At 55.9% G+C, this 22,185-nt stretch carries 19 protein-coding genes; 15 read left to right on the top strand and 4 right to left on the bottom strand.

Going from position 1 to position 22,185, the window contains the following annotated elements:
• Window positions 1-174 precede the first annotated feature (174 nt).
• Window positions 175-2,457, bottom strand: coding sequence for an ATP-dependent Clp protease ATP-binding subunit ClpA (gene clpA, locus ACT3RR_RS02485; RefSeq protein ID WP_353501531.1), 2,283 nt, complete (start codon window positions 2,455-2,457; stop codon window positions 175-177).
• Between the two features lie 27 nt (window positions 2,458-2,484).
• A complete protein-coding gene (gene clpS / locus ACT3RR_RS02480; RefSeq protein ID WP_034789108.1) occupies window positions 2,485-2,805 on the bottom strand; it encodes an ATP-dependent Clp protease adapter ClpS in 321 nt (106 codons plus the stop codon).
• A 388-nt stretch (window positions 2,806-3,193) separates the two neighbouring features.
• Here clpS and cspD point away from each other — a divergent pair, with 388 nt between their 5' ends.
• Both cspD and ACT3RR_RS02470 read left to right on the top strand, forming a co-directional pair.
• Window positions 3,194-3,415: a cold shock-like protein CspD gene (gene cspD, locus ACT3RR_RS02475; protein WP_034789106.1), complete on the top strand. Its 222-nt coding sequence runs from the start codon at window positions 3,194-3,196 to the stop codon at window positions 3,413-3,415.
• 327 nt (window positions 3,416-3,742) lie between these two features.
• On the top strand, window positions 3,743-4,720 hold the full coding sequence (locus tag ACT3RR_RS02470; RefSeq protein ID WP_496199666.1) for a VirK/YbjX family protein: 978 nt from the start codon (window positions 3,743-3,745) through the stop codon (window positions 4,718-4,720).
• On the opposite strand, the gene ACT3RR_RS02465 is transcribed toward ACT3RR_RS02470, so the two are convergent.
• Entirely contained in the window at window positions 4,717-6,450 is a 1,734-nt protein-coding gene (locus ACT3RR_RS02465; RefSeq protein ID WP_496199665.1) for a DUF2813 domain-containing protein, read from the bottom strand. The two genes, ACT3RR_RS02470 and ACT3RR_RS02465, sit on opposite strands and share 4 nt — an antisense overlap.
• 164 nt (window positions 6,451-6,614) lie before the next feature.
• Between ACT3RR_RS02465 and ACT3RR_RS02460 the strand changes: the two genes are divergently transcribed.
• From ACT3RR_RS02460 to ACT3RR_RS02430, 7 genes are all read left to right on the top strand, one after another.
• Window positions 6,615-7,514 (top strand): LysO family transporter, encoded by a 900-nt coding sequence (locus ACT3RR_RS02460; protein WP_396131992.1) that lies wholly within the window; start codon window positions 6,615-6,617, stop codon window positions 7,512-7,514.
• 171 nt (window positions 7,515-7,685) lie between these two features.
• Window positions 7,686-9,338, top strand: a complete 1,653-nt coding sequence (gene hcp / locus ACT3RR_RS02455) for a hydroxylamine reductase (RefSeq protein ID WP_496199664.1) — start codon at window positions 7,686-7,688, stop codon at window positions 9,336-9,338.
• A 45-nt stretch (window positions 9,339-9,383) separates the two neighbouring features.
• Window positions 9,384-10,397 (top strand): NADH oxidoreductase, encoded by a 1,014-nt coding sequence (hcr, locus tag ACT3RR_RS02450; protein WP_496199663.1) that lies wholly within the window; start codon window positions 9,384-9,386, stop codon window positions 10,395-10,397.
• 239 nt (window positions 10,398-10,636) lie between these two features.
• Entirely contained in the window at window positions 10,637-12,358 is a 1,722-nt protein-coding gene (gene poxB / locus ACT3RR_RS02445; protein WP_396131989.1) for a ubiquinone-dependent pyruvate dehydrogenase, read from the top strand.
• 98 nt (window positions 12,359-12,456) lie between these two features.
• The gene (gene ltaE, locus ACT3RR_RS02440) at window positions 12,457-13,473 is read left to right on the top strand and encodes a low-specificity L-threonine aldolase (protein ID WP_496199662.1); all 1,017 of its coding nucleotides are present in this window, start codon (window positions 12,457-12,459) and stop codon (window positions 13,471-13,473) included.
• A 90-nt stretch (window positions 13,474-13,563) separates the two neighbouring features.
• Window positions 13,564-15,006 carry a DUF2867 domain-containing protein gene (locus ACT3RR_RS02435; RefSeq protein WP_496199821.1) on the top strand — a complete coding sequence of 481 codons (1,443 nt, stop codon included), beginning with the start codon at window positions 13,564-13,566 and terminating at the stop codon, window positions 15,004-15,006.
• A 157-nt stretch (window positions 15,007-15,163) separates the two neighbouring features.
• Window positions 15,164-16,198 carry an NAD-dependent epimerase/dehydratase family protein gene (locus ACT3RR_RS02430; RefSeq protein ID WP_353501523.1) on the top strand — a complete coding sequence of 345 codons (1,035 nt, stop codon included), beginning with the start codon at window positions 15,164-15,166 and terminating at the stop codon, window positions 16,196-16,198.
• Between the two features lie 11 nt (window positions 16,199-16,209).
• Here the strand turns inward: ACT3RR_RS02430 and ACT3RR_RS02425 are convergent, their stop codons facing one another.
• Window positions 16,210-17,055 (bottom strand): N-acetylmuramoyl-L-alanine amidase, encoded by an 846-nt coding sequence (locus ACT3RR_RS02425; RefSeq protein WP_496199661.1) that lies wholly within the window; start codon window positions 17,053-17,055, stop codon window positions 16,210-16,212.
• A gap of 214 nt (window positions 17,056-17,269) precedes the next feature.
• On the opposite strand from ACT3RR_RS02425, the gene ACT3RR_RS02420 reads away from it, so the two are divergent.
• The 6 genes from ACT3RR_RS02420 to cdd all read left to right on the top strand — a co-directional run bounded on the left by ACT3RR_RS02420 (window position 17,270) and on the right by cdd (window position 22,101).
• Window positions 17,270-17,845 carry a lipoprotein gene (locus ACT3RR_RS02420; protein WP_353501521.1) on the top strand — a complete coding sequence of 192 codons (576 nt, stop codon included), beginning with the start codon at window positions 17,270-17,272 and terminating at the stop codon, window positions 17,843-17,845.
• Window positions 17,846-18,107: 262 nt separating this feature from the next.
• The gene (artP, locus tag ACT3RR_RS02415; protein ID WP_396132075.1) at window positions 18,108-18,836 is read left to right on the top strand and encodes an arginine ABC transporter ATP-binding protein ArtP; all 729 of its coding nucleotides are present in this window, start codon (window positions 18,108-18,110) and stop codon (window positions 18,834-18,836) included.
• 20 nt (window positions 18,837-18,856) lie between these two features.
• Window positions 18,857-19,588 (top strand): arginine ABC transporter substrate-binding protein, encoded by a 732-nt coding sequence (gene artJ, locus ACT3RR_RS02410; RefSeq protein ID WP_353501520.1) that lies wholly within the window; start codon window positions 18,857-18,859, stop codon window positions 19,586-19,588.
• Between the two features lie 12 nt (window positions 19,589-19,600).
• A complete protein-coding gene (gene artQ / locus ACT3RR_RS02405) occupies window positions 19,601-20,317 on the top strand; it encodes an arginine ABC transporter permease ArtQ (RefSeq protein WP_353501519.1) in 717 nt (238 codons plus the stop codon).
• Entirely contained in the window at window positions 20,317-20,985 is a 669-nt protein-coding gene (gene artM / locus ACT3RR_RS02400; protein ID WP_353501518.1) for an arginine ABC transporter permease ArtM, read from the top strand. Before artQ ends, artM begins: the two co-directional genes overlap by 1 nt.
• Before the next feature lie 231 nt (window positions 20,986-21,216).
• Complete coding sequence (cdd, locus tag ACT3RR_RS02395) at window positions 21,217-22,101, top strand: cytidine deaminase (protein WP_496199660.1); 885 nt, start codon at window positions 21,217-21,219, stop codon at window positions 22,099-22,101.
• Window positions 22,102-22,185: the final 84 nt, after the last annotated feature.

The raw sequence follows: 22,185 nt of genomic DNA, 5'->3' as shown, positions 1-22,185 counted from the left end.
TCCTGCTTTTGCAAGGGCGTTTTGTGGTATCCGCAATTCGGCAATTTCTGCTATTTCCCTCTGGTATCAGCTTCAGGTTATCTACCCCATCCCACTGATACTCGGCGGAAAACAGGCATAAAAAAAGGCGATATCTCCATCGCCTTTTTACTTTTCAGCTACTGCTGCTGATGCTTAGTGCACCGCGCCTTCCGCTTTTTTCTTCTGCGCACTCATGAAATGGTACGTCAGTTTATCGGCACTCTTATCGAGGCCCACGGAGACTGAACCACCATCAACCAGCGAACCAAACAGCAGTTCATTAGCCAACGGTTTCTTCAGGTTTTCCTGCACGGCACGGGTCATTGGACGTGCGCCCATGGCGCGGTCGTAGCCTTTGACTGTCAACCAGTCGCGCGCTTCGTCGCTGACTTCCAGAGACACGCCTTTCGCATCCAGCTGCGCCTGCAGTTCAACGATGAATTTGTCGACAACCTGCTGAATAACTTCAGTAGACAGGTGGTTGAACCAAATCACGTTGTCCAGACGGTTACGGAACTCTGGCGTGAACACTTTCTTGATCTCTTCCATCGCGTCCGGGCTGTTATCCTGATGCACCAGACCAATAGATCTGCGCTCAGTTTCACGCACGCCGGCGTTGGTGGTCATGACCAGAATGACATTACGGAAATCCGCTTTACGGCCGTTGTTGTCGGTCAGCGTACCGTTGTCCATTACCTGCAACAGCAGGTTGAAGACGTCCGGGTGCGCTTTCTCGATTTCATCCAGCAACACAACCGCGTGCGGGTGCTTCAGCACGGCGTCGGTCAGTAAACCGCCTTGGTCGAAGCCGACATAGCCCGGAGGTGCACCAATCAAACGACTGACGGTGTGACGCTCCATGTATTCGGACATATCGAAACGCAGCAGCTCAATATCTAACGCTTTCGCCAGCTGTACGGTCACTTCGGTTTTACCGACCCCGGTCGGACCTGCGAACAGGAAGGAACCGACAGGTTTGTGATCCTGGCCCAGACCGGCGCGGCTCATTTTGATCGCCTCGGTCAGTGCTTCAATCGCCGGATCTTGCCCGAATACCAACATTTTCAGGCGATCGCCCAGATTCTTCAGCACGTCACGGTCGGTGGCCGATACTGTTTTCTCTGGAATACGCGCGATGCGCGCCACCACGCTTTCGATGTCGCTGACGTTAACGGTTTTCTTACGCTTGCTGACCGGCATCAACCGGCTGCGCGCGCCCGCTTCGTCAATCACGTCAATCGCCTTGTCCGGCAGATGACGGTCATTAATGTATTTCACTGACAGCTCAACCGCGGCGCGCACGGCTTTCGCGGTATAACGCACGTCGTGGTGAGCTTCGTATTTAGTTTTCAGACCATTAATGATCTGCACGGTCTCTTCGACGGTTGGCTCAGTAATATCAATCTTCTGGAAGCGACGCGCCAAGGCACGGTCTTTTTCAAAGATGTTGCTGAACTCCTGATAGGTCGTTGAGCCGATAACCCGAATTTTGCCGCTAGAAAGCAGTGGCTTAATCAGGTTGGCTGCATCAACTTGGCCGCCAGACGCCGCGCCCGCCCCGATGATGGTATGGATTTCATCGATAAACAGGATGCTGTTTTTGTCTTGCTCAAGCTGCTTGAGCAGTGATTTAAAACGTTTTTCGAAGTCACCGCGGTATTTGGTGCCCGCCAGCAGTGAGCCGATGTCGAGTGAGTACAGCGTGCAGTCGGCCATCACTTCAGGCACGTCGCCCTGCTCGATTCTCCAAGCAAGGCCTTCGGCGATAGCGGTTTTACCGACGCCTGACTCGCCCACCAGCAGTGGGTTATTTTTGCGACGACGGCAGAGAACCTGAATCGCACGCTCAAGCTCTTTGTCACGGCCAATCAGCGGGTCAATACCACCCACGCGCGCCAACTGGTTAAGGTTTGTGGTGAAGTTCTCCATACGATCTTCCCCCGCCGACTGCTCTTCGTTAACTGGGTTCTCTGCGTTGTTATTTGGCGCCTGACCTGGCTCATCTTTACGGGTACCGTGAGAGATGAAGTTGACCACGTCGAGACGGCTAACGTCATGTTTGCGCAGCAGATATGCGGCCTGGGATTCCTGTTCGCTGAAGATCGCGACCAGAACGTTTGCGCCAGACACTTCACTACGACCGGAAGATTGCACGTGGAATACCGCACGTTGCAGAACGCGCTGGAAACTCAGCGTAGGCTGGGTGTCGCGCTCTTCTTCACTGGCAGGTAAGGTGGGCGTGGTTTGTTCGATGAACGCTTCCAGTTCCTGGCGTAACGCCACCAGGTCAACGGTACAAGCTTCAAGCGCTTCACGGGCTGCAGGGTTGCTTAGCAACGCCAACAGCAGGTGCTCCACGGTCATAAACTCATGCCGGTGCTCACGGGCTCTTGCGAAAGCCATGTTGAGACTGAGTTCAAGTTCTTGATTGAGCATAGGCACCTCCCAAATAGATTGCCTTAATCAGGCTTTTTCCAGCGTACACAGCAACGGATGCTCGTTCTCCTTGGCGTACTTATTCACATGTGCGACTTTGGTTTCGGCTACTTCAGCGGTATAGACTCCGCAAATAGCTTTGCCTTTATAGTGCACCTGGAGCATCAGTTGCGTTGCACGTTCAATATCATAAGAAAAGAACTTTTGCAGAACGTCAATCACAAATTCCATCGGAGTGTAATCGTCGTTGTTTAATATAACTTTATACATAGATGGCGGTTTTACCTCATCCTTTAGCTTATCCGCCGCCAAGTGTTCGAAATTTAGCCAGTCTTGATTGTTACCCATTGCCTGTCCATCACCTTCTGAAGGTCTGTTATGACGTCAGCATTGTCTGGCACCCTTGCGCCTTAGCTTTCGTCATGACGTTTAACATTCATTTTACCATCTCTTAAAGCATCATGCCCCCGCGCATCTTCCACTCTTTGCTATCGGTAAAATCGTTGAAATAATGACCACATTATTTCAGGATCGTTACCTGCTTCAAAGTTTGGCTATCTGCTCAGGCATGACAAATGCCCTTCCCTTGACGTCCAAATCAATTCCACTAGAGTGTAATTTCGTGTGCAAAATACCGGCGATAAGTGCCTGTATTCAGCGACGTACGGGCATTCGTGCTCACTTATTAGCTCAATCTCTTCAACTCACCAAATAGTCTTGAGAGGGAAGTAGAAGCATGGAGACGGGTACTGTTAAATGGTTCAATAATGCTAAGGGCTTTGGTTTCATCTGTCCGCAAAACGGCGGTGAAGACATCTTTGCTCATTATTCCACTATCCAGATGGAGGGTTATCGCACCCTCAAAGCCGGGCAGCTAGTCAGCTTCGATGTCCATGAAGGGCCAAAAGGAAATCATGCAAGCCTCATTATTCCGGTGGAAAGTGAAGCGGTCGCCTGACCGTACTCATTGCCTTTTTGCCGCACCATCATGTTGCGTACTCTTTGCCAAATGCCAGTCTCATCTTGACTGGCATTTTTATTTATGGGGGAGAAACGATTGGCCTTCAAGCCCCGAAAAATAAAAAAGCACATTATTGTCAGTTTTGACCCACCGTTTATCCCTCGCAGGCTAACGATTTACACTTTGTAACTTCAGCTAAACAGAACCCAAACAATTGTAAGTATTCCGCTGTGATCAAAATCACCGTTGATATTTGGTTTATTCACCAACTGCTCAAATAACGTCATTCAGCCTTGGAGGCTTGTGAAGAGCAGGTACATAACGATGAGTGCAATCAGCTACCCAATCGAAAATAGAAAAATACACTCTGGTATGCAGATGTTATCCGCATTGGTTTCCCGCCGCATGGTGCCTGGCCCTGCCTGGAACCGGACCAGCTATCGCTTGAAGTTTTTACTGCGCACGCTGTTGGCGCCGAAATCCACGCTGTCGCTGCTGGATTATCTGGCAAGCCACCCGATGCGCGACGAGATGCTGCGCGCAGCGCCGTCTCTGCCTTGCAAGCTGCACCGCGTTTATCAGTCGGTGAAGGTGAACCGCGAGACAGCCTTGAAAAATATTATTGCCCACTACGACCACTTCGCGGCGCAGGTGCCGCCCGCGCTGGGGCATGCGCATTTCTCCGACCAGCCGCTGCACATTGCCACGTTAGAAGGTAAAGAAGGCCAGCGCTACTTTATTCAGTTCAACGCCGCCGGGCGTTTAGATAAAGAAGGCGAAGCCACGCTGATGTTCACGCTGGAAAACGGCGAGCCGCTGGCTACCGTCACCTTCGCGTTGATTAACTACCGGGATCAGCCGACGCTGTTTATTGGAGCAATCCAAGGCCCGCGCGCCCACGTCGAGCACTCGCAGATTCAATCAGCGACCAAAGCCTGTCACGGCCTGTTCCCGAAGAAACTGGTGATGGAGGCCACCCTGCTGCTGGCCGAGCTGACTCAAATGACGCAAATTGTTGCCGTCGCCAATAAAACCCACATCTATGAAAATGCCCGCTATAAGAAACGCAGGGGCATGATCTTCGCTGATTACGACAGCTTCTGGGAAACGCTGCAGGGCGAGCTAGAGGAAGACGATTATTACCATTTGCCTCGTCAGATCCCACACCGTCCGCTGGAAGAGATCGCCAGCAAGCGCCGCTCTGAGTACCGCCGTCGTTACCAGCTGCTGGATTCACTGGAAGCGCAAATTCGCCAAACCTTCTCGCAGGGTTTTGCCGCACCTCGTAAAACCGACGATTAGTCAGCCCTGCCCCGCGCCAGCCACGCGACGCGGGAAAACATTTGCCGCAGCAATGGTGGAATAGACCCCACGCCGCGTTGAGACGCCGCCAGCGCGACGTCGATGGCCAAGTCGGGTTTCGACGTGCGGTGAATCGCTTTGTCGATGATACGCCGTGGCGACATGGGTAGCGTGTCTGGCAGTGCCGCGTTGCGCCGGTAGACATCTTCGAAGCCGCCGCGATAGAGGAAATGCTCGATATCCTGCGAAGGCAGCGCCGTCAGCCGGTAGCGCAGCGTGTCGTCGTATTTCTCAACGTTGCCGATCACCGTTGCGGCATATTTTTTCCCGGCTTCGTCGCCATCCACCAGCACGTGCCACTCAATTCCCATCTGGCGGGCGAAGCGCAGCAAGGGCTTAAGGCCGCACTGGGCGAACTCAATCACCTTGATACCTTCCGACTCAAAGTGGTAGCCACACTGCCGCGCCAACTGGTTGAGCAGCCACACCTCCGTTTCCCCTTCGACCAGCAGCCAGCAGCGGGCAAACAGCGACGACGGGCGGTTGAAACGAATATGAAACGCGATGCGGCGGCTGTCCTCCGAGCTTAGCCCTTCCGGCCCGATACTGTAAGCCGCGACTCGCCCCGACTCGCGCACCAATCGGCATATCTGCTCTACCGGCACTAGCGACAGCAGCTCGCCGGAGTTCGTAGTGGTAATGCGCTGCAAGGGAAGCTGGTCGAGCAGCCCCCACGCCACCGACAGCATAATCGGATGCAGACGGGTTTCCGGGTCTTCTATTAATAGCAGCGGGCGAGCATCGGGATGCAGCACCACCGAACCCTTAGCCTGCAATAATGTGGAAAACATCCCCAACAGCATAACGCGCATACTGCGGCTGTTCGGCTCGGCAATCATTCGGTTGATATTGTCGAGGGAGCGCCACGCGCGGCGGCTCTCGGCCCGGCCGTGGCGCTTTTGCTGCCACGGCGCGCTGCTGCTGGTGCCCTGCTCGGCAAAATAGTGTTCTAACAGCTGCTGCATCGCCGCCAGCCCGCTGCGCAATTCGCTGTTGGTTAGGTTCTGTGGGTTATGGATCAGCCCGCGCGTCAAGTCGTCGAGCTGCTTCGCCATTTCTTCATTATTTTTAGCAAGGCGCGGGGCCAGCGTTTCACTACGCAAACGGCGAATAAACCGCGCATCGCGCAGCCGCAGCACCGGATTTAAAGTGATTAACGCCTGCGCCAGTGGATCAATAGTTTGCAAGTTCAGCGGTTGGCCGTTGGCGGAAAGGAAACTGCGCAGCGTCAGCACGCTGCCGTCATCGTCCAGCTCCCCTTCTAGCCGATAATAGATGCGCGTGAGCTTGTCCGCGCACTTCACCCATAAAGGAGAAAGCGGGTTGAATCGCGGCGAGGTGTGGTGCCCGGCCTGATTCTCGCAGAAGGTGAAAACCACGTGCAGATATTTCGATTTGGACTGCTGTTCCCCGGCGGGGAAATAGAAATCTTCCTCTTTGAAGCAGTAGAGTTTGGGTTCAGGCGAAAGCAGCAGCGTCAGGGCATCCAGCAAGCTGGACTTACCCCAAGCATTTTCCCCCACCAGCACGGTATTGGTGGTGACGGAAGAGACGCCCTCCTCGCCCAGCGGGCCGCTGATGGAGGCGCCGCGCTGCGTGGGTTGGGTCAAGGTTAGCGATAACCGATTTAGACCACGAAATCCTGCAATATCGATATGTTCCAGATACATCGGGCGCTCCCTTCTGCTTCACCTGTGTTCAGCATGGCGTTAAAAATGCTGTTTGGTCAAGATATTGCCGCGCCATTTGCTGGTTAAAGCGACTTTACAGCGACACGGCTTTTGGTTAGCGTGTTGACCGCCCCTTCAGGACTCGCAACTACACGGAAAGCTTCATGTATTCAGGTTTACTGATCATTCTTTTGCCGCTGATCATCGGCTATCTCATTCCATTAAAAAAATCGGCTTTGCTTTATGCCATTAACCGCCTGCTGAGTTGGATGGTGTATGTGATCCTATTCATCATGGGCGTCAGCTTAGCCTTTCTCGATAATCTGAGTACGAATCTGCTGCTGATTTTCAAATACGCGGCGGTCTGTTTCTTGTGCATTTTCATTTTCAATCTTGTCGCACTTTGGCTGTTGGAAAAGCGTAAACCCTGGAAATCCAATCATCAGCAAGAGTCCCTGCCTTCTCGCCTGAATATGGCGATTGATTCACTCAAGCTGTGCGGCGTGGTGATCGCCGGTTTCTTGCTCGGCCTGACCCAGTGGCACTGGCTGACTTACGCCTCAGAAGCCAGCGAAGTGGCGCTGATTTTCCTGCTGGCGCTGGTGGGGATGCAGCTACGCAATAGCAGCATGACGCTGCGCCAAATCATCCTTAACCGCCGTGGCATATTAGTGGCGTCGGTGGTGGCCGTCAGCTCACTGGTCGGCGGCGCGCTGGCCGCGCTGCTGCTCGGCTTGCCGCTGAATACCGGATTGGCGATGGCCTCCGGCTACGGCTGGTACTCCCTCTCCGGCATTGTGTTGACGGACGCTTTCGGCCCGGTGGTCGGCAGCGCGGCGTTCTTTAACGATTTAGCCCGCGAGCTGTGCGCCATTATGCTGATCCCAACCTTGGTGCGCTCCAGCCGCTCCTCGGCGCTGGGCCTGTGTGGCGCAACCTCCATGGACTTCACCCTGCCGGTGCTGCAACGCAGCGGTGGATTGGACATGGTGCCACCGGCGGTGGTGCACGGCTTCTTGCTGAGCCTGATCGCTCCAATCCTGATGGCCTTCTTCTCCGCCTGACCTGTTTTACCTCGCGCTGGCCTCTGCGCCAGCGCGACGGCCTTTCTTCAGAAATTGCGCTAAATCAACCCATCTGCACTTATTCCACAAAGCACTTCAATTCTTGCCTGTTGCGTCTTAGGCTTAACTTAAAACATGCATTATAAATGCAACTTATAAAAGGAGTGGATAATGTTTTGTGTGCAATGTGAACAAACGGTGAGAACCCCGACCACCAGCGGCTGCGCCTATGCGCAGGGGATGTGTGGCAAAACGGCTGAAACCTCTGACCTGCAAGACCTGCTGGTGGCGGTGCTACAGGGCCTATCCTCGTGGGCGCTCATCGCCCGGGGCTATGACATCATTGATGCCGAAATTGACGCCTTTGCGCCCCGCGCCTTCTTCTCAACCTTAACCAACGTTAACTTTGACTCGGCGCGCATCGTGGCTTATGCCCGCGAAGCCATTAGCTATCGCGAATCCCTTGCCAGCCGCTGCCGCCTGATGGATCCGGCCATCAGCAACCCGCACCCTTTGGCAAATCTGACTTTGACCAGCGACGCCATCGACCAGCTACAGATTCAGGCCCAGCAGTTTGCCTTAAACAGCGATAAAGCCGAAGTCGGTGACGATATCCACGGCCTGCGCCTGCTCTGCGTGTATGGCCTGAAAGGGGCCGCCGCCTATATGGAACACGCCCACGTGCTGGGCCAGTCAGACCCCCATATCTATGCCGATTATCACCGCCTCATGGCGTGGCTCGGCACCCAGCCCGCCGACATGGCCACCCTGCTGGAAAATGCCATGGGCATCGGCAAGATGAATTTCCGCGTGATGGAGATCCTCGATAAAGGCGAAACGGACGCCTACGGGCACCCGCAGCCGACGGCGGTGAACGTCAAGCCTCGCGCCGGGAAAGCCATTCTGATCTCCGGCCATGACCTGAAAGATTTGCAGATGCTGCTCGAACAGACCGCCAGCACTGGCATTAACATCTATACCCACGGTGAAATGCTTCCCGCCCACGGCTACCCGGAGTTGAAGAAGTATCCGCATCTGGCGGGCAACTACGGCAGCGGCTGGCAGAACCAGCAAATTGAATTTGCCAAATTCCCGGGGCCGGTGGTGATGACCTCCAACTGCATTATTGACCCGAATGTCGGCAACTACGGTGACCGGATCTGGACCCGCAGCATTGTCGGCTGGCCGGGCGTGAAGCATCTGGAAGGGGAAGATTTTACGCCGGTGATTGCCCAAGCCTTGGCCGAGCCGGGATTCAAATACAGTGAAATCGAGCAGGAGATCACCGTCGGCTTTGGCCGCGAAACCCTGCTCGGCGCGGCCGACACGGTAATTGACTTGGTGGCCAGCAAACAGCTGCGCCACATCTTCCTGATTGGCGGCTGTGACGGCAGTCGTGGCGAACGCAGCTACTTCACCGACTTAGCCCGCGCCGTGCCCGACGACTGCCTGATCATGACGCTGGCCTGCGGCAAATATCGCTTCAACAAGCTGGACTTCGGCACCCTAGGCCCGCTGCCGCGCCTGCTGGACGTCGGCCAGTGCAACGACGCCTATTCGGCCATCATGCTGGCGGTGCATCTGGCGGACAAGCTGGGCTGCGGCGTCAACGACCTGCCGCTGAGTCTGGTGCTGTCATGGTTTGAGCAGAAAGCGATTGTTATTTTGCTGACTCTGCTCTCGCTCGGGGTGAAGAATATTGCCACCGGCCCGACGGCTCCGGCCTTCCTGACAGAAAACCTGTTGAACGTGCTGAATGAAAAATTCGGCCTGCGCGCCATCACCTCGGTTGAGGACGACCTGCGCCAGATGTTGCCACAATAATTTCACCCGGCCGGTGCGCCCCACCGGCCCCTTGAGGAACTCGCCATGACTTTCCCTCTGTTTGCCGACCAACCCACGCTGCTGTGCCCCAATCGCCTGCAGGTGCATGACATTCAACAAGAAACCGCCGATGTCTGGACTTTATCTCTGTTCAGCCATGTGCCTTATGACTACCAGCCCGGCCAGTTTGCGCTGGTGAATATTGGCACTAGCGGCCAGGTGCAGCGGGCTTACACCCTCTCCTCCACGCCTGGCGTCAGTCCGTTTATCACCCTGACGGTTCGCCAAATTGCCGACGGCCAAGGCTCGAATTGGCTGACTCAAGAGGTGACAGTTGGCGACTATCTCTGGCTTTCAGATGCTCAGGGCAGCTTTGTCTGCGACGGCGACCAGCCCCTGCTACTACTGGCGGCGGGCTGCGGCGTGACGCCGATTATGTCGATTTGTCGCGCAGTTCTACAGCAAACGCCCGCCAGACCCGTGACGGTGTTTTACAGCGTGCGCAGCCCGCAGGATGTGATTTTCGCTACCCAATGGCAGCAGTTGGCCGCACGTCACCCGCAGTTAAGCTTAATTTTATTATCCGAGAACAATGCAACAGAGGGCTTTATCGCCGGGCGACTGAGCCAAGACCTGTTGGAGACTGGTGTGAAGGACATGGCGGCGCGACGGGTGATGATTTGCGGCTCGGCGCCTTATATGCGGCTAGCTGAACAATGGGTTAAAGCCCTGGGCGCGGCGGACAATAGCGTCATCACCGAGCAGTTCCACCAGCCGATTGCCGAGCCACAAAGCAATAAGCTGCTGACGATGACTCGCCTGACGCCGCTTGCCCACTACAAGGTGCCCGTCGGTTCTACCCTGCTGGCGGCGATGGAGCAGCACCAACTGCCGGTCAATGCCGCCTGCCGCGCCGGTGTCTGCGGCAGTTGTAAAACCCGCGTGATCGGCGGCGATTTCACGACCACCAGCCAAATGACCCTGACCGACGCCGAGATAGCCGAAGGCTACGTCTTGGCCTGTAGCTGCCAGCTGCATGGCGACGTGACCTTAGCCTAATCCCCTTTCCCAGACTCCCGGCCTGCCTGTAGACATCTAGATTTACAGTTAGGCCGGGTAGATTTACAAAACTACAACCCCACTCCCTGACCTTTTCTGTAAGGTTGAAGACCAATACGGAAATCTATCGAAATCTTAAAAGCATTCTCGAAACAAATCACATTTGCATCATGAACTATGATTAGCGGAGCTTTTAACTTATCGATGCGATCGATTAAACAGTCTATCTGGAGGGATCTATGAAACACACCGTGGCTTCGTTGCTGGCAAAAACACTTGAAGAGGCTGGCGTTAAACGGATTTGGGGCGTCACCGGCGATTCCCTTAATGGGCTTAGCGATAGTTTAAACCGCATGGGAACCATCGAATGGATGGGCACCCGACATGAAGAAGTGGCCGCCTTTGCCGCCGGCGCGGAAGCCCAGCTGACGGGCGAACTGGCGGTATGCGCCGGCTCCTGCGGGCCGGGCAACCTGCACTTAATCAACGGTCTTTTTGACTGCCACCGCAACCATGTGCCGGTGGTGGCGATTGCCGCCCACATCCCTTCGAGCGAAATCGGTACCGGCTATTTTCAGGAAACTCACCCTACCGAGCTGTTCCGCGAGTGCAGCCACTATTGTGAGATGATCACCCATCCCGACCAGTTGCCGCAGGTGCTGGGCATCGCCATGCGCAAAGCCATTCTCAATCGCGGCGTGTCGGTGATAGTGCTGCCGGGCGACGTGGCGCTAAAGCCTGCACCGGAAGACGCGACGGCCAAATGGTATCCGCCGCAGCTGCCGCTGGTGCTGCCAAATCTGTCCGAAATGGAAAAGCTGGTGGAAGTGCTCAAGGGTGCGAAAAACATCACCCTGATGTGCGGCAGTGGCTGTGCCGGTGCCCATGATGAAGTGGTGAAACTGGCAGAAACCCTCAAAGCGCCGGTGGTTCACGCCCTGCGTGGCAAAGAGCATATTGAGTGGGACAACCCTTATAGCGTCGGGATGACCGGCCTGATTGGCTTCTCATCCGGCTACCACGCCATGATGAATGCCGACACGCTGATCCTGCTCGGCACCCAGTTCCCTTACCGCGCCTTCTACCCAACAGACGCCACTATCATCCAGATTGATATCAATCCGGGCAGCATTGGGGCGCACTGTCAGGTGGACATGGCGCTGGTGGGTGATATTAAAACCACGCTGACCGCACTGCTGCCGAAGTTGCAGGAGAAAAGCGACCGTAAATTCCTCGACAAGGCGCTGAAACACTATCAAGAGGCGCGCAAAGACCTCGACGGCCTCGCCACGATGAATGACAAACAGGCGATCCACCCGCAGTATTTGGCGCAACAGATTAGCCGCTTTGCCGATGCCGACGCGGTGTTCACCTGTGACGTGGGTACCCCGACCGTCTGGGCCTGCCGCTACTTGCAGATGAACGGCCAGCGCCGCCTGATTGGCTCCTTCAACCACGGTTCGATGGCTAACGCCATGCCGCAGGCACTGGGCGCACAGGCCATTGACCGTAACCGTCAAGTGGTCGCCATGTGCGGCGACGGCGGCTTCACCATGCTGATGGGGGATTTCCTGACGCTGGCGCAGCAGAAGCTGCCGGTGAAAATCGTCATTTTCAACAACAGCGTGCTGGGCTTTGTGGCGATGGAGATGAAGGCCGGGGGCTATCTGACCGACGGCACCGAGCTGAAAAATCCGAACTTCGCCGCCATGGCTGAAGCCGCGGGCATCAAAGGCATTCGCGTGGAGAAAGCCTCCGACGTTGACGCCGCGCTGCAAGACGCCTTTGCCTATGAAGGCCCAGTGCTGGTTGACGTGGTGACCGCCACCGACGAGCTGGCGATGCCGCCGCAAATCAAACTTGAGCAGGCCAAGGGCTTCAGCCTGTATATGCTGCGCGCGGTGATCAACGGCCGTGGCGACGAAGTGGTAGAACTGGCGAAAACCAACTGGCTGCGATAACCCCGTCGGGGATATAGTGCTGTGAGTACTGCGCGGGTTGTTGCAAAACGGCCCGCGCAGCTTCCGCCCCTTCTCCACTTTTCAAAAGGACTCCGACGTTGATCGATTTACGCAGTGATACAGTGACTCGCCCGAGCGAAGCAATGCGTCAGGCTATGGCTCATGCAGAAGTGGGCGACGATGTGTACGGGGATGACCCGACGGTTAATGCATTGCAAGAATTGGCCGCCAGGCTTACCGGCAAAGAAGCCGCGCTGTTTATGCCGACCGGCACTCAGGCCAATTTGGTGGCTCTGCTGACCCATTGTCAGCGTGGCGACGAGTACATTGTCGGCCAAAAAGCCCACAACTATATGTATGAAGCCGGTGGTGCCGCCGTGCTCGGCAGTATCCAGCCCCAGCCGCTGGAGATGGACGCCGATGGCTCCATTCCTCTCGACAAAGTGGCTGCCGCCATCAAGCCGGACGACATTCACTTCGCGCGGACTCGTCTGTTGAGTCTGGAAAATACCCACAGCGGCAAGGTACTGCCACTGGATTACCTGCAAAAAGCCTTTGAATTTACCCGCGAAAAAGGGCTGGCGCTGCACATTGACGGCGCACGCATCATGAATGCCTGCGTCGCGCTCAACGTGCCGCTGATCGAGATAACCCAATATTGCGACACCCTGACCATCTGCCTGTCGAAAGGTCTGGGGACGCCGGTCGGCTCGGTGCTGTGCGGCAGCCGCGAGTACATTACCCGCGCCAATCGCTGGCGCAAGATGACCGGCGGCGGCTGGCGTCAGGCGGGCATTCTGGCAGCCGCGGGGATTTATGCGTTAGAAAACAACGTTGAACGCCTAAGAGAAGACCACGACAACGCGGTCTGGCTTGAGCAGCAACTGCGGGCGATTGGCGTGGAAATCGCCGCGCCGGGCGCGCAGACCAACATTCTGTACATCAAGCAATCTGCCGAGTTGGCCGCCAAACTTGGCCCGTGGATGCGCGAGCGCGGGGTGATCCTCAGCGCCGGTCCGCTGACTCGTCTGATCACACATATCGACATTAGTCGGGCTGATCTGCAAAAAGTCGTGTCTCTGTGGCAAGACTTCCTGCAACATCACGCCAAGTAAGCTTTGCGATGAATAAACAAAGCGGCTTAAGCGCCGCTTTTTTATCATCGATTTTTTCCTCAATGAGCGAAATGGATGATGCCAGTGTCAATACCAACCACAAGGGTCGTGGTGCTTGGGGCCAGCGGTTACATCGGCCAGCATCTGACCTCACATCTTAGCCAGCAGGGCTATCAGGTCACTGCGGCAGCAAGGCGCGTCGAGTGGCTACAGCAGCAGAAATGGCCCAATGTGCGCTGCTGCTTCGCGGATGTTTATAACAGCAAAAGTTTGAAAGAAGCGTTCGCAGGCGCCGACGTGCTGGTCTATCTGGTTCACTCCATGAGCGAGGATGACGACCTGCTGGAGAAAGAGCGACAGGCGGCGCAGAACACCCTGCTGGCGCTGAAAGAGTCCTCCATCAAACACATTGTCTATCTCGGCTCGATGCAGCCGCAAGCCAGCCACTCCGCCCATCTGCAAGCGCGAAAACTCACCGGCGACCTGCTCCGCCGTGGCGATATTCCGGTGACGGAACTGCGCGCGGGGATTGTGATTGGCGCGGGTTCGGCGGCCTTCGAAGTGATGCGCGACATGGTCTATAACCTGCCCATTCTCACGCCGCCGCGCTGGGTACGCTCGAAATCATCACCGCTGGCGCTGGAAAACTTGCTGAATTATCTCAGCGGGCTGATTGCCCTTCCCCCGCAGTCGCACCGCCATTTCGACGCGGGCGGCCCGGAATATATGAGCTACCAGACGCTGTTTGAACGCTTTATCGCCATCAGTGGTAAACGCCGCTGGCTGCTGCCGTTACCTCTGCCGACATCGCTGATTTCAGTCTACTTCCTGAGTCTTATTACCTCGGTGCCGACGCCGCTGGCGAAGGCGCTGATCCAGGGGCTGAAACATGATTTACCCGCCGATAGCGCGGCGCTGCGCCAGCTTATTCCGCAGAAGCTCATCACGGTAAACGAGTCGATTCGCGCCACGCTGGCGCAGGAAGAGCAGCAGGTGCTCGACTCCTCCGACTGGCATTATGATGCCGACGCCCGCGCCCGCTGGCGTCCGGGTTACGGCTACTACCCGAAGCAGGCCGGATTTAAGCTGGAAACCACGGCATCTAAAGCTGCGCTGTGGCAGGTCATTCAGCAATTAGGCGGCAAAGAGGGCTATTTCTACGCCAACAAACTGTGGCGGCTGCGCGCCAGAATCGATGATTTGCTCGGTGGGCGCGTGAAGTATGGCCGACCGGATCGCCCGCAGCTGCGGCTGGGTGACAAGATTGACGGCTGGAAAGTGATTGGGCTGCAACCCCAGCGCGAACTGTCGCTGCTGTTTGGCATGAAAGCGCCGGGGCTGGGGCGGCTCACCTTCACCATTACCGATCACGGCGACAGCCGCAGCATCGACGTCCGGGCATGGTGGCACCCGGCGGGCTTTAGCGGTTTGCTCTACTGGTTCAGCATGATGCCCGCTCATCAGTTTATTTTTCGTGGCATGGCGAAGCGCATTGCCAGCCTCGCCCGGCAAAAAGATCGCTGCGGCCTGTGACGCGGATTATTTCCCGCGCAGTCGCACCGGCTGGCGTCACGCTTTCCGCCTTTCCGATTGCAAGTAGCACAATTTCACGAAAGAATGGCACCCTTATTGCTCATGGGTATTGGATTGAACCTCAGCCCCGTAAAAAAGCGTTGGAATTGACCTATTTATGAAAGTACTCGTGACAGGCGCCAGCAGCGGTCTTGGCCGCAATGCCGTAGAATTTCTGCGTAACAAAGGCATTAGCGTCAGGGCGACGGGGCGTAACGCTGCAATGGGCTCGCTGTTGCAAAAAATGGGTGCGGAGTTCGTTCATGCGGACCTCACCAGCCTGGTCTCATCGCAGGCCAAAGTGCTGCTGGCGGATGTGGACACCCTGTGGCACTGCTCGGGGATGATTTCCCCGTGGGGCAGCGAGCAGGAGTTCGAACTGGCCAACGTGCGCGCCACGCGCCGCCTTGGCGAATGGGCCACGGCCTACGGTGTCGAAAACTTCGTCCACCTCTCTTCGCCCGCGATCTACTTCGACTTCCACCATCATCGCAATATAAAAGAAGATTTTCGCCCCAACCGTTTTGCTAACTCCTTTGCGCGCAGCAAGGCAGCGGCCGAACAGGTGATCACCACGCTGGCGCTGTCCAATCCACAGACTCACTTCACGATTTTACGCCCGCAGGGGGTGTTTGGGCCGCACGACAATGTGCTGCTGCCGCGCCTGCTGCAAATGTTGAAATACGGCGGGACGCTGATGCTGCCGCGCGGTGGTGAAGCGCTGGTCGACATGACTTATGTGGAAAACGCCGTGCACGCCATGTGGCTGGCGACGCAGACCCAAAAGACCGAATCCGGCCGCGCCTTCAACATCACCAACCAGCAGCCGCGACCGCTGCGAACCATGGTGGAGCATTTGATGGACGCGCTGGAGATGAATTACCGCATTCGCTCGGTGCCCTATCCGCTGCTGGACATGATGGCGCGCGGCATGGAGAAGATCAGCAAGAACTCGCACAAAGAGCCGGTGTTGACCCACTACAGCGTCGCCAAGCTCAATTTCGATCTCACCCTCGACACGCAGCGCGCGCAGGATGAATTGGGCTATCGCCCGGTGATCTCACTCGATCAGGGCATTATCCGCACCGCCAACTGGCTGCGCGACCACGGCCGTCTGCAAGGTTTGCAGGGCGTCGGTAATAAGCGCGACTAATCCCACCCTTCTTAATTCCCTGCCGGATACTGTTGTAACAGCGCGCTGATAATGGCGTCAGATTCAGCATCGGCCTCGCCGCGATAATCCGCCGGGCGAAAATGCATCTGGAAAGCGGCAATCACCCGCCGCTGCTGGGCTTGGTTCATGTCTGGCGTCACCGGATAGCCGTATTGCTGAAGCTTCGCTAGCAGGTCGGCTTTATCCACTGACTGATGCGGATCGCGCCCCGCCAGATTATCCCTGACTCGCTGGGCGTCGGGCCACGCGCCTATGCCGCGCTTCGCCAGTTCACGCCATGGGAACAGCGGCCCCGGATCGTCTTTGCGCAGCGGCGCGATATCGCTATGGCCGACCACGTTGCGCGGCTCAATCTGGTAGCGCTGGATAATTTGCTGGCTGAGATCGGCAAGCAGGTCAATTTGCGCGGGCGGGAATGGGTAAAAATGCTTGCCCAGCAGATGGCGGCTGTAGCCTTTATTTTCCAGCTCAATGCCAATAGAGGTGTCATTGAGATTGGTGCGCCCGCGCCAGCCGCTGGCCCCGGCGTGCCAGGCGCGCTGCGACTCTGGCACCAGCTGCCACGCCACGGGTTTGCCGTTTTCCACCGGCGGGTGCGCCGGAATTAAATAATGTGCGCTGACGTGCTCATCAGTAAGCGTATTTAATGCGTTGTGGAAATCTTCGGCGGTGTAATGGATCACCAGAAAACGCACGCGCTGGTCAGCGCCCTGCGCCTGGCGCTGGCTTTCTAGCCGATAGGGTAAATTCTGCTCGGAAGACGGCGAGGTTTGGCAGCCCGTCAGCAGCATTATGGCGGCAATCATCGCTCCGCCGTTGCGCCATAACGCCTTCATAAGCAGAATTCAAAGGAAGCAGTGAGGAAATTTTGCATAAGTATTCCTTATTAGTTTTCGTCCGTTTGCCAGCCAGTCATCGGCCAAAGCCTTGAGTATAGCTTATGAGCTAAGGTTGATTTCGCACCGCACCGTGCATCAATCCAAATCGGTTTTATACTGTATGCTAAAGAAAGTCATGGTGAAAACGTTCAATCTTTCAGTAAGGAATACGATGAAATATAAAACACTTGCCGCCGCGATCCCCCTGGTGCTGACCCTCAGCGCATGTACTACGGTTGAACCGGCTTTTAAGGATATTGGCAGCCGCACTGCGCCCTGCGTTGATGGAGGCCCGGACACCGTCGCGCAGAAATTCTATGATTTACGCATTAAAAATGGCGGTTCTGGCCTGCCGAATAGCAGCCAGCTGGCGCAATACCGCCCTTACCTGAGCACCGGCCTGTATAACGCGCTGCTCAAGGCACAGTCTGAACGTAAAGTAGATATCGCCGCCACGCCGAATGAAAAACAGGGTGCTAGCGACGGCGACGTGTTCTCCAGCCTGTTCGACGGCCCGACTTCGGCCTGGGTTGATGATGCCTCCACTATTCCGAATACCGACGCCCGCAACATCCCGCTGCGCGTGACCATGACCCACGCCAAAGACAACGGCGCGAATTCAACCTGGAAAGATGAAGTGTTGATGGTGCGCGAAGGCCAATGCTGGACTGTCGACGACGTGCGCTACATGGCCGACCTCGACTTCGCCTCCAGCGGTACCCTGCGTCAGGTTCTGGAAAATCAATAATCGCGATGAGTAGCTCCCCTAAATCATTCGAGTTGGATCAAGGCGGCAACTGAGCGAATCCCCGGGAGCTTACTCCAGTAAGTGACCGGGGTGAGTGAAGGCAGCCAACGCAGAAACGGCTTGAAGGATGAAGGGGAGACAATATGATGTGCTATGGTTTACTACTAAAGCACCTCACTCATAAATTTTAAGCCGCGATCGTTGCATAACTATGCTACAGAAGTTAACATCCGCGGCATCAATGGCTATTCACTATTTGCGCATGAGTATTCAACTAAATAACATCAACTGCTTCTACGGCGCACATCAGGCGTTGTTCGACATTCAGCTCGACTGCCCAGCCGGAGAAACCCTCGTGTTGCTCGGGCCAAGCGGTGCCGGGAAAAGTTCTCTTCTGCGCGTGTTAAACCTGCTAGAAATGCCGCGTTCAGGCACGTTGCAGATAGCCGGGAACACCTTCGATTTCACCAAAAAACCTGACGAAAAGGCGGTGCGTGAACTGCGCCAAAACGTCGGGATGGTTTTCCAACAATATAACTTATGGCCGCACCGCACGGTGCTCGACAACCTGCTTGAAGCGCCAATCCGCGTATTGGGTTTAAGCAAAGATGTCGCCATGAAGCGGGCAGAAAAGCTGCTGACCCGCCTGCGCCTGACTGACTACGCGTCGCGCTTCCCACTGCATCTTTCCGGTGGCCAACAGCAGCGCGTTGCCATTGCCCGCGCCCTGATGATGGAGCCGCAGGTGCTGCTGTTTGATGAGCCGACCGCCGCGCTGGATCCAGAAATCACCGCGCAAATCGTCAGCATTATTCGCGAACTGGCCGGTACCGGCATTACTCAGGTTATCGTGACCCACGAAGTGGAAGTTGCGCGTAAAACCGCCAGCCGCGTGGTTTACATGGAAAACGGTCGCGTCGTTGAACAAGGCGATGCCACCTGCTTTACCCAGCCGCAAACCAAAGAGTTTGCCAGCTATCTGTCTCATTGATGTTTACTACGGAGTTTGCGATGAAAAAATTATTAATTGCTGCTGTTTTGGCGAGCGTCACTCTGTCTGCCAGCGCAGCTGAAAACATTCGTTTCGCGATGGAAGCCTCTTATCCTCCGTTTGAATTTGTGGACTCCGGCAACAAGATTCAGGGCTTTGACGTTGACCTGGCGAATGCCGTCTGTAAAGAGATTCAGGCTAACTGTACCTTCACCAATCAGGCGTTCGATAGCCTGATCCCAAGCCTGAAGTTCCGCCGTTTTGACGCGGTAATCTCCGGCATGGACATCACGCCTGACCGCGAAAAGCAGGTTGCCTTCTCCACGCCTTACTATGAAAACTCCGCGCTGTTCATCGCTGAGAAAGGTAAGTTCGCTGACCTCGCCGCGCTGAAAGGCAAACGCGTTGGGATGCAAAACGGCAGTACCCACCAGAAATACCTGATGGAAAAACACCCTGAGATCACCGCCGTGCCTTACGACAGCTATCAGAACGCCGTGCTGGATCTGAAAAATGGCCGTCTTGACGCCGTATTCGGTGACACCGCCGTGGTGAACGAGTGGCTGAAACAGAATCCTAACCTCTCATCCGTCGGCGACAAAATCACCGATAAAGACTACTTCGGCGTGGGTCTGGGCATTGCTGTTCGCCAGAACAACACCGAGTTGCTGAAAAAACTGAATGACGGACTGGCAAAAGTGAAGGCTGACGGCACTTACCAGACTCTGTATTCAAAATGGTTCCAACAGTAAGTTTTGCCATCAATGACTGAACTTCTACCTCTCGCAAGCGCCGCCGGGATGACCGTCGGCCTTGCCGTTTGTGCGCTGGTCCTCGGCCTGTTTTTGGCGATGATTTTTGCGGTGTGGGAATCTGCACCGTGGAAACCCGTCAGCTGGCTGGGTACGGCGTGGGTGACGATTCTGCGCGGCCTGCCGGAAATTCTGGTGGTGCTGTTTATCTATTTCGGCTCTTCGCAGCTATTAGTGGTGCTGGCCGACGGCTTCAACATCAACTTGGGCCTGTTCCAAATCCCGGTGAAGCTGCCTATTGATAACTTTGAAGTCAGCCCCTTTGTTTGTGGCGTAATTGCCCTCTCCCTGCTCTATTCGGCCTATGCTTCGCAGACCCTGCGCGGCGCGCTGAAAGCCGTGCCGCAAGGCCAGTGGGAATCAGGACAAGTGCTGGGCATGAAGAAAACAGCAATTTTCTTCCGCTTAATCATGCCGCAAATGTGGCGTCACGCCCTGCCGGGCTTGAGCAACCAGTGGCTGGTGCTGTTGAAAGATACCGCGCTGGTGTCGCTGATTAGCGTCAACGACCTGATGCTGCAAACCAAGAGCATCGCGACCCGCACTCAAGAACCTTTCACTTGGTACATGATTGCCGCCGCGATTTATCTGTTAGTTACCCTGTTCAGCCAGTTTGTCATCAAACGCATCGAACTCCGTACCACCCGCTTTGAACGGAGTGCTTCCTGATGTGGGATTACTTACCCGAAGTTGTCAAAGGGCTGCACACCAGCCTGACGCTGACCATTGCGGCGCTGATCGTCGCGCTGCTGCTGGCGCTGATTTTTACCGTGGTGCTGACACTCAAAGTGCCGGTACTCAGCCAAATAGTGAAAGGTTACATCACGCTGTTCACCGGCACGCCGCTGCTGGTGCAGATCTTCCTTATCTATTACGGGCCGGGCCAGTTCCCCTCGATTCGCGAAATCCCTTGGTTGTGGGACTTGCTGTCACAGCCTTGGCTTTGTGCGATGTTTGCGCTGGCGCTGAACAGCGCGGCTTACACTACCCAGCTGTTTGCCGGTGCCATGCGCGCTATTCCGTCGGGTCAGTGGCAATCTTGCGAAGCACTGGGCATGTCGAAGAAACAGTCGCTGCGCATTCTGCTGCCGTTTGCTTTTAAACGCGCCCTGTCGTCCTATTCGAACGAAGTGGTGTTGGTGTTTAAAAGTACGTCGCTGGCGTACACCATTACCTTGATGGACGTGATGGGCCACAGCCAATTAATGTATGGCCGAACCTATGATGTGATGGTGTTTGGCGCGGCGGGTCTGGTTTATCTGTGTGTTAACGGCCTGCTGACGCTGATGATGCGCCTGATCGAGCGCCGCGCGCTGGCGTTTGAACGCCGCAACTAAGCCGCAGCTAAACTGCACGGCAAGCTCTGCCTTGATTAAAAAGCGACCTGCGGGTCGCTTTTTTTATGCCGAATGCAATGCAATTCCTCGTGGGCATAGCCGAAACTTGCGAGATATCTCGCATTACTGCAACAACATCACCTCATTTCATAAAAATAGTGACGAAAGTCACACAATATTCCCCAAAAGACTCATAGAATGATTTCCCGTAAATCCTGAAGGATCACACCCATGCATTCTCGTTTCCTCGACGCATTCGCCACACTGCCCGCCACTCTTCAGACCGCACTCGAACCGTTGCTCAGCCGTGACGACTTCCCGGCCATGTTGACAGCCGATCAGGTCGCGAATGTCAAAGCGCAGACGAGCTTGGATGATGATGCACTGGCGTTTACACTGCTGCCGCTGGCCGCCGCCTGCTCCCTAACGCCTATCTCCCATTTCCACGTGGGTGCCGTAGCGCGAGGTGTTTCTGGCAACCTGTACTTCGGTGCCAATATGGAGTTCAGTGGCGCTTCCATGCAGCAAACCGTGCACGCGGAGCAGTCTGCGGTGACGCACGCCTGGTTGCGCGGAGAGGCCAAACTGGCGTCGATCACCGTCAACTACACGCCGTGCGGCCACTGCCGTCAGTTTATGAATGAGCTGAACAGCGGCACTGAGTTGAATATCCATCTACCGGACCGCGATGTCGCCACACTGGGCGACTACCTGCCCTACTCCTTCGGCCCGAAAGACTTGGATATCACCACGCTGCTGATGGACAAGGTCAATCACGGTTATCAGATTGCCGAGCAAGACGCCCTGAGCCAACAGGCTTTAGATGCGTGTAACCAGAGCCATGCACCTTATAGCCAGTCACACAGCGGCGTCGCGCTGGAAACGGAAACTGGCAAGATTTTCGCCGGGCGCTACGCGGAGAACGCCGCATTTAATCCGAGCCTGCCGCCGCTGCAAGGGGCGCTGATTTTGCTGAATCTGTCCGGTGAAGACTGCCTGAAAATCCGCCGTGCGGTGATCGTCGAACGCCACCAGCCGCTGGTCAGCCAGCTCGATGCCACCCGCGCCACCCTCGCCGCGTTGGGCTGCCAGCAATTAACGGCAATTACGCTGTAAATTATTATTTGTTCCCCCGACGGCAGGGATTAAACCCACCCTCTGTCGTCGGAAATCACTTTTTTTAGTTACCTAATTCCCTTT

Origin of the sequence: Ewingella sp. AOP8-B2-18, from assembly GCF_052376015.1 — a bacterium.
Classification (GTDB): domain Bacteria; phylum Pseudomonadota; class Gammaproteobacteria; order Enterobacterales; family Enterobacteriaceae; genus Ewingella; species Ewingella allii.
Note: the sequence above shows the minus strand (reverse complement) of the source record. Positions and strands in the feature narration are given on the sequence as shown.